The 6,744-nt window shown below is 44.3% G+C and carries 9 protein-coding genes; 3 read left to right on the top strand and 6 right to left on the bottom strand.

The features are described 5' to 3' along the window. Nucleotides 1-149: 149 nt before the first annotated feature. The 4 genes from DSM465_RS0104645 to DSM465_RS0104630 form a co-directional block, all read right to left on the bottom strand. The gene (locus tag DSM465_RS0104645; protein ID WP_029760735.1) at nucleotides 150-422 is read right to left on the bottom strand and encodes an AbrB/MazE/SpoVT family DNA-binding domain-containing protein; all 273 of its coding nucleotides are present in this window, start codon (nucleotides 420-422) and stop codon (nucleotides 150-152) included. After that, a complete protein-coding gene (locus DSM465_RS0104640; protein WP_029760734.1) occupies nucleotides 419-1,198 on the bottom strand; it encodes a Rha family transcriptional regulator in 780 nt (259 codons plus the stop codon). Before DSM465_RS0104640 ends, DSM465_RS0104645 begins: the two co-directional genes overlap by 4 nt. A gap of 64 nt (nucleotides 1,199-1,262) precedes the next feature. Continuing rightward, nucleotides 1,263-1,460: a hypothetical protein gene (locus DSM465_RS0104635; protein WP_029760733.1), complete on the bottom strand. Its 198-nt coding sequence runs from the start codon at nucleotides 1,458-1,460 to the stop codon at nucleotides 1,263-1,265. A gap of 58 nt (nucleotides 1,461-1,518) precedes the next feature. Then, nucleotides 1,519-1,767: a helix-turn-helix domain-containing protein gene (locus DSM465_RS0104630; RefSeq protein ID WP_029760732.1), complete on the bottom strand. Its 249-nt coding sequence runs from the start codon at nucleotides 1,765-1,767 to the stop codon at nucleotides 1,519-1,521. A gap of 234 nt (nucleotides 1,768-2,001) precedes the next feature. On the opposite strand from DSM465_RS0104630, the gene DSM465_RS0104625 reads away from it, so the two are divergent. From DSM465_RS0104625 to DSM465_RS0104615, 3 genes are read left to right on the top strand one after another with little or no spacing between them, the layout of a single operon-like run. After that, on the top strand, nucleotides 2,002-2,436 hold the full coding sequence (locus DSM465_RS0104625; RefSeq protein WP_029760731.1) for a helix-turn-helix domain-containing protein: 435 nt from the start codon (nucleotides 2,002-2,004) through the stop codon (nucleotides 2,434-2,436). A 22-nt stretch (nucleotides 2,437-2,458) separates the two neighbouring features. Next, complete coding sequence (locus DSM465_RS0104620; protein ID WP_029760730.1) at nucleotides 2,459-2,908, top strand: ImmA/IrrE family metallo-endopeptidase; 450 nt, start codon at nucleotides 2,459-2,461, stop codon at nucleotides 2,906-2,908. Between the two features lie 16 nt (nucleotides 2,909-2,924). Next, a complete protein-coding gene (locus DSM465_RS0104615; protein WP_029760729.1) occupies nucleotides 2,925-4,454 on the top strand; it encodes a recombinase family protein in 1,530 nt (509 codons plus the stop codon). Nucleotides 4,455-4,574: 120 nt separating this feature from the next. Here DSM465_RS0104615 and comGB read toward each other — a convergent pair whose 3' ends face one another. Continuing rightward, nucleotides 4,575-5,603 carry a competence type IV pilus assembly protein ComGB gene (comGB, locus tag DSM465_RS0104610; RefSeq protein WP_011887801.1) on the bottom strand — a complete coding sequence of 343 codons (1,029 nt, stop codon included), beginning with the start codon at nucleotides 5,601-5,603 and terminating at the stop codon, nucleotides 4,575-4,577. Continuing rightward, nucleotides 5,600-6,670, bottom strand: coding sequence for a competence type IV pilus ATPase ComGA (gene comGA / locus DSM465_RS0104605; RefSeq protein WP_029760727.1), 1,071 nt, complete (start codon nucleotides 6,668-6,670; stop codon nucleotides 5,600-5,602). Before comGA ends, comGB begins: the two co-directional genes overlap by 4 nt. Nucleotides 6,671-6,744 lie beyond the last annotated feature (74 nt).

The raw sequence follows: 6,744 nt of genomic DNA, 5'->3' as shown, positions 1-6,744 counted from the left end.
CAACTCACGACGGCATCGCCGATACTCTTCAATCCAGCGATCAGCCGCCTGCAAATCTCCATGCTCAAGCTCTAGGTAGGCACGAGATACGTAGAATTTGCAGTGCTCGAGCAAGCTGGCTCCGCGTTCCATGTCGCTTGGGAGAAAGTTCATGATTTCGTCTCTCCTTTCACGTATTCCATGATGTCGCCAATGATCGCTAAAGCCGTGTCATCATCGACCATATCAGCTAGAGCTTTCAATCCTTCGATCACAGCGTGCTTTTTCTGCTCTGCACCATATTCACGAAGAACTAATCCTTTTTCAGTGGCAAACATTTCGATTGGCGTTCCTGTTTCCCAACCATGAACACGGCGAACTTCCATCGGAATGACAATTCGCCCTAGCTGATCGATTTTGCGTACGATTCCTAATGGCCTCATCCTGCAATCCCCCCCATTTCTGCCTGAATGATCTCTTTGACTCGGCGTTGCCATTTCAACTGATACACCATTTTCCCGCTTTCCAACTGAATCGGCTCAGAGCTGCTGTATTTTTTGCCTTCGGCTGTTGGCACCCATTCCCCGCCAACTCTCCACTGCAAACCAGCCCGTTGCAACAGCTTGTTGACCTCTTTCCCGGAGATAGCCGGTTCAAACATCTTGCCGATCTGCGTTGGTGTGACCAGCTGCATTTCGAATTCTTCCGTCATCCGTTTTTCAATTTTGTTTTCAAGTTGTTCAATCCGGCTATTTTGGCGAGCGTTATCTTCTTCAAGAGCTTTGATTTTTCGTTCCTGCTCAACCATTTGCTGCGCATATAGGAGCAACATTTCCGCCTGGGTTTTTGGTTGTAACACCTGCTGTTGTTTTTGTAATGCCTCTTTCATGCGGTTGAATTCATTTATATATCGAACCTTCACCAGCATGGCCCGTTGCGTTGTATAGCCCATGGTCACAAGCATGAAAGCATCGAAATTCAAAAGAAACTTCGTATAAATCTGACCGTTTGCCGCCTTGTATTCGCACCGCTCAAATTTGAGCGATGAAAAATCGATTCCTAATCCACGTGCTTCCTCTGATGTTTTTAAAATATCGATATTGCTGATCGTGTTTTCAATATCCCGTTTTACATTTTTGTGTTCTTTGCCAAACACTTCTGCAATCGTTAAGCTATCGGTAAGAACCTCATCGTTTTGAATAAAAACTAAATCGTTCACTTTGCCTCTCCTCCTTGCTTGTCCATTTACTCCGCAAAAAAATTTGAACGAGTGGTCACCTCCTTTAGATCGCTTCCTTTTGCGCATCAGAATTTAGCGCTTGCGTAATCTCTTCATACAGAGGAGTAATAGGAACTTGTTTCTCACCCCACTTTCGTAAAAGCTGGATTGCTTTTTCTGGATTTGTATAAGAGAGTTGGGCAAGTTTAGCCGGGATTGCCTTTCTTTTTTGGAGCAAGTCAAGATCGATCGGAAGTGTCATTTTTCTACCTCTCCCTTTTCCGTGTCCTTGTTGTGATGAACGTTGCTATTATCTAGAATCAAGCGCTCGAACGGTCATTATTAACGGTTATGTCTTGTATTTCCGTCATTTTTAATACATTTAAGTCAATGTCCAGGCAAATAGCTATTTTAGAGAGAGCATTAAGACTTGGTGTGTATCGACCATTCTCGATGTCCGATATATAGTTTCTAGACAAATTAGTGGCAGTAGATAGTTGGTCTTGTGTCATTCCAGCTTCTTTGCGCTTTTGTTTGATGATGGCTCCTAGTGTTTTTTGGTTTAACATCGTTAGTCACCTCCTGTTAGTTATAATGTATTGTATTTCCGTCAATTTGTAAAAGCGCATTTTGGACCAAATTGAAACATTTTCAAGCAAATTCAGTTATTTCACTTGTATTTCCGTCTATTTGCTCAAAAATGCGTGTATTTCCGTCATTTTTCGCATTGTATATCCGACTTTTTCATACTATAATCAAAATGTAAATGTCGGCAATACCGACAATAAAAAGAGGTGTTTTAGATGATTGGAGACAACATTAAATTTTTTAGAAAGAAAGCAAAAATGACCCAAGTAGAATTAGCTGAAAAAGCAAACATATCTAGGTCTTATTTAGCAGACGTGGAACGTAACAGATACAATCCAAGTTTTGATACTCTAAAGGCAATAGCATCCGCACTTAATGTACCTATAAGCAGCTTGATTGGTGAAGAAGACGCTAAAAACTCAAATCGTGATACGCAATTACCAGAACTAACCGAAAAAGACGAACGGGATATCGCGAAAGACCTGCAAAGAATCATGGACAGCTTAGAAAGTCGTGAAGGACTAATGTATGACGGTGAACCGATGGACGAGGAAACAAGGGAACTTATACGCATTTCTTTGGAGAACTCCATGAGGCTTGCTAAGCGAATTGCCAAGAAAAAATTCACCCCTAAAAAATATAGAAAATAAATAAAACTCGGGGGTCAGGGGAATGAAAGCAATAAAAGAAGTGGTTAGGCAACTTATAAAGACACATAAATCTAACGATCCATTTCAAATAGCAAAAGAAAAAAACATTATTATCTTATTCGCAGAACTTGGAAATACTCTCGGTTTTTATAGCTCATACAAACGGACTCAGTTTATTCATCTTAATAGCCAATTGGATGAAATGATGCAACGTTTTGTATGTGCTCATGAACTTGGACATGCTGTGTTGCATCCCGATTCCAACACCCCTTTCCTAAGAGCTAACACTTTATTCTCTGTTGAAAAATTAGAAGTGGAGGCCAATACATTTGCTGTTGAATTATTACTTTCAGATGACATTATTACTCAATATCAAAACACCGATCTAACCATCTATGATATAGCAGAAATATATAGCGTACCGAGACAACTTGTGTACTTGAAAAGCTGTTTGCAACCTTCCTTTTTTTAAACGAGGTGGTAACAATATGAGAGCTGCTCTATATTATCGTGTTTCAACTAAATTACAAGAAGACAAATATAGTTTGGCAGCTCAAAAAGAAGAGCTGGCCAAATACGCAAAATCTCAAGACTGGAATATTGTTGGTGAATTTAAAGACGTCGAAAGTGGAGGAAAATTAGAAAAGAAAGGATTGAACGCCCTTCTTGATCTTGTAGATGAGGGTGGCGTTGACGTAGTACTGGTCGTTGACCAGGACAGGCTATCTCGTTTAGATACAGTTGCATGGGAATATCTAAAATCCGTGCTTCGAGATAATAACGTCAAAATTGCCGAACCCGGAAATATCATAGACCTGAATAATGAAGACGATGAGTTCATTTCTGATATAAAAAACCTGATCGCAAAACGAGAAAAACGGGCTATCGTAAGGCGGATGATGCGTGGAAAAAGGCAACGGATGCGTGAAGGAAAAGGATGGGGAGCCCCTCCTTTCGAATACTATTATGATCGCGAAACAGGAACATATAAGGCTAAACCCGAATGGAAATGGGTGATTCCTTTTATAGATAATTTATATCTAAATGAACAACTTGGAATGAAGGCCATAAGCGATAGATTAAACGAGATTTCCAATACACCAACCGGGAAACCTTGGAACGAACATCTTGTTCACACAAGGCTAGTATCGAAGGCTTTTCACGGTGTAATGGAAAAAACATTTACCAATGGCGAGACGATTTCAATTCCAGGTATATATGAACCGTTGAGAACAGAAGAGACGTATAGAAAAATACAAGAAGAACGAGAAAAGCGAGGTGCGCAATTCTCTGTTTCTGGCAGAAAATCAAGCGAAAAGCACATATTAAAGAGAACAAAAATCACTTGTGGGGAATGCGGCAGAAAAATTCAAATAGCAACACACGGAACAAAAGAAAGGCCTATTTACTATGCAAAACACGGCCGAAAGGAAAGACTCGATGGTTCTGTTTGTGACATAAATATCAATACTGTTCGCTTTGATAAAAATATTATGACTGCTCTAAAAGAGATCCTTTCGAGTGAGGAACAAGCAAAAAAATATATAAATTTGGACATGGATCAAGATGAACTCAATGCATTAAAAAAGAATATAAAAGCTCTAAATAAAAAGATTTCCCAGCTTCAAGAGTCTCTGGATAGATTATTGGATTTGTATTTAGCAGGTGGTTTGAAGAAAGAAAAATATTTAGAGAAACAAAAGCAATTGGAGTCACAAATAGAAATTTATAAAAAAGAACTTGATCAGAACGAGTTAAAACTAAAGACTGTCGAGAGTAGCATGTGGAATTATGAATATTTGTACGAGTACCTAGAAGTAATCACAGATCTAGAAAAAGAACTAACGCCTATGGAAAGAGTGCAGATTGTTGGTAAAATATTCCCCAATGCAACATTATATAGGGAAAAATTGATACTAACAGCTGATGTAAAAGGGATCCCAATTGATATTGAAATTCCTATTGATCCTGATCCATACCCATGGCATCCGAAAAAAAGGAATACCTATACAAAATAATATGGGTATTCCCTAATATTTATTTCAATAAGTGTAAACCCTTTTTCGTTCATGGCAACTCCTCCTTCATATCGTCAGTCTCACCTCTCATCTTTAGCCGCCGCATATTCCTATGCAACTTTACAGCCCGTTCAACATCGAAAACATCGGCAGCAAAATAGCCAAATACATGCCGACGACAAGCACCCCGACTGCTGACAACAAGAGTGGCTGCACAAGCTTCAACGCTGTTTCAAGCTTCTTTTCGATCACTTGCAGCAAAAACTCACCGTAATGTTCGAGCTCTTTGCCAAGTTCGCCGTTCGACTGGCCGTGGCGGATGACAAGCGCCAGCTCCGGTTCATAATAGCGGACAACACTGACGAGATGATCAAGCGTCATCCCTTTGACCAACCCATCACGAATTCGTTTACCTTCCATTTGTAGAAACGGCCAAGAGAAAGGCTCACTGAAAACCCCGAGGGCTTCGTAGACAGACAACCCCGCTTGCAGAAGACGGCCGAGCTGGCGGGCCATGACATACGTAACCAACAGTTTCACAACCGAAGCGCACCACGGAATGGACAAGGAGAGCTGAAGCTGGCGGGCAATCGGCCAGCGGCGGAAGAAAACAGCGTAAAACAGCCAGGAGAATATGGCGAAGGAAGCGATGACGACCAACGCCATCGGAGCGTGAGCGATGAGCGCAATAAGTAGAGAAGTTTGTTCATTTTCAGGTGAAAGCGCCGCGGCGGTTCGCTCAAATTGCGGAAGCAGCCATCGTTCCATCAATAGTAGCATGACGATGAGCAAAGCGAAAAGAAAAAGAGGGTAGCGTCCAAAGCGGCGCAGCTGTTCACCGAAACGCGCTTTTTGTGCGAGCGCCGCCCCCGCCTCCGCCATGCCGCGCGGCAAATCGCCATGCCTCTCGGCAAAAAAGAGCAGGCTGACAGCAAGACGGTCGACAGGCAGCTCCTCGATGGCGGCAAACAACGGCAAACCGGCCCGCAGCTGCTGCAAGCAGCGTTCAAGCTCCAACCGGCGCTTCATTGGGGCTTGGATGGCTAAAAATTCGAGCGCTTGTCCGAGCGGATAGCCGCGCTCAAGCAGCCGGCCAAGTCGAGCAAAAAACAATGCTTGTTCAGCAAGCGGCCACGTTTTCTTCTTCATCGTTCTCCCCCTCCGACAAGTTCAAGCGCGCGAGTCGGCAAATACCCGAGTGCGATTCCTTTGCGGATGAGGCGTGCTAATGTCAGATGTGGGCGGAGCCGTTGCTCGCCTTCCCCCGACAGCGAACGGATGACATCAAAGAGCGCTGAGCCGTAAAGCAGCTCATGAACGGCAGCACGCCGTCTTCGTTGAAGCCGACGACAAGCCGGATGGCAATTGTCACCGCATAGCGGGCAGCGAAGCTCAACAAGACGCTGCGCCGAAACAGCAAGCAACGTCTCAGCCAAGTCGCCGGGAGACACCCCGAACTCATGGAGCCGATACACTGCGCCGACTGCATCAGCAGCATGCATGGTCGATACCACCAAGTGCCCTGTCAACGCTGATCGTACGGCGATCGCTGCCGTATCATGGTCGCGGATCTCGCCGACCATTAACACATCCGGGTCATGGCGCAAAGCGGCTTTCAAGCTGGCTGCATACGTGATACCTGCTTTTTCATTGATCTGCACTTGCAAAAACCGATCATTCCGTTTTTCAATCGGATCTTCCAACGTGATAATGTTACGTTGTCTTTCCGCTTGGCAAACGTCGAGAAGCGTATACAATGTCGTCGTCTTTCCCGACCCGGTTGGGCCGGTCAGCAACACGAGTCCTTGTGGCTGCTGCATAAAGGAAAACAATCGTGCGGTGGAGTGGGAAAATAAGGATAGTTCACGAAGCGGCAGCGAAAAGCGCTGCGGTAGAAGGCGGATGACGAGGCTTTCATCATAAAGCGTCGGCAGCGTAGATAAGCGCAAATACACCGTTTCCCCGGACTCATTCACTTCCATCGCGCCGCTTTGCGGACGACGGCGTTCGCCAATATCCATGCCAGCCAAAAATTTGAAATGGACGATGACGCGTTCAGCGGTTTCTTTCGAGATTGTACCAACATCGATGAGCATGCCGTCAAGGCGGAGGCGAATGATCGCATCATGTCGGCGCGGGACGAGATGAAGGTCAGAGGCGCGGCGTTGCACCGCTTCGGCGAGGAGACGGTTCGCTACTTGTTCGATATCATCCAGAACATATTCCCTCCTTTCGACAGATTGCTTTGTATTTCGACAGATGTTGCTCGTTTTCCTGCTGCTTGTCGAAA

The sequence above is a fragment of the Geobacillus thermodenitrificans subsp. thermodenitrificans DSM 465 genome, from assembly GCF_000496575.1.
Classification (GTDB): Bacteria; Bacillota; Bacilli; order Bacillales; family Anoxybacillaceae; genus Geobacillus; species Geobacillus thermodenitrificans.
Note: the sequence above shows the minus strand (reverse complement) of the source record. Positions and strands in the feature narration are given on the sequence as shown.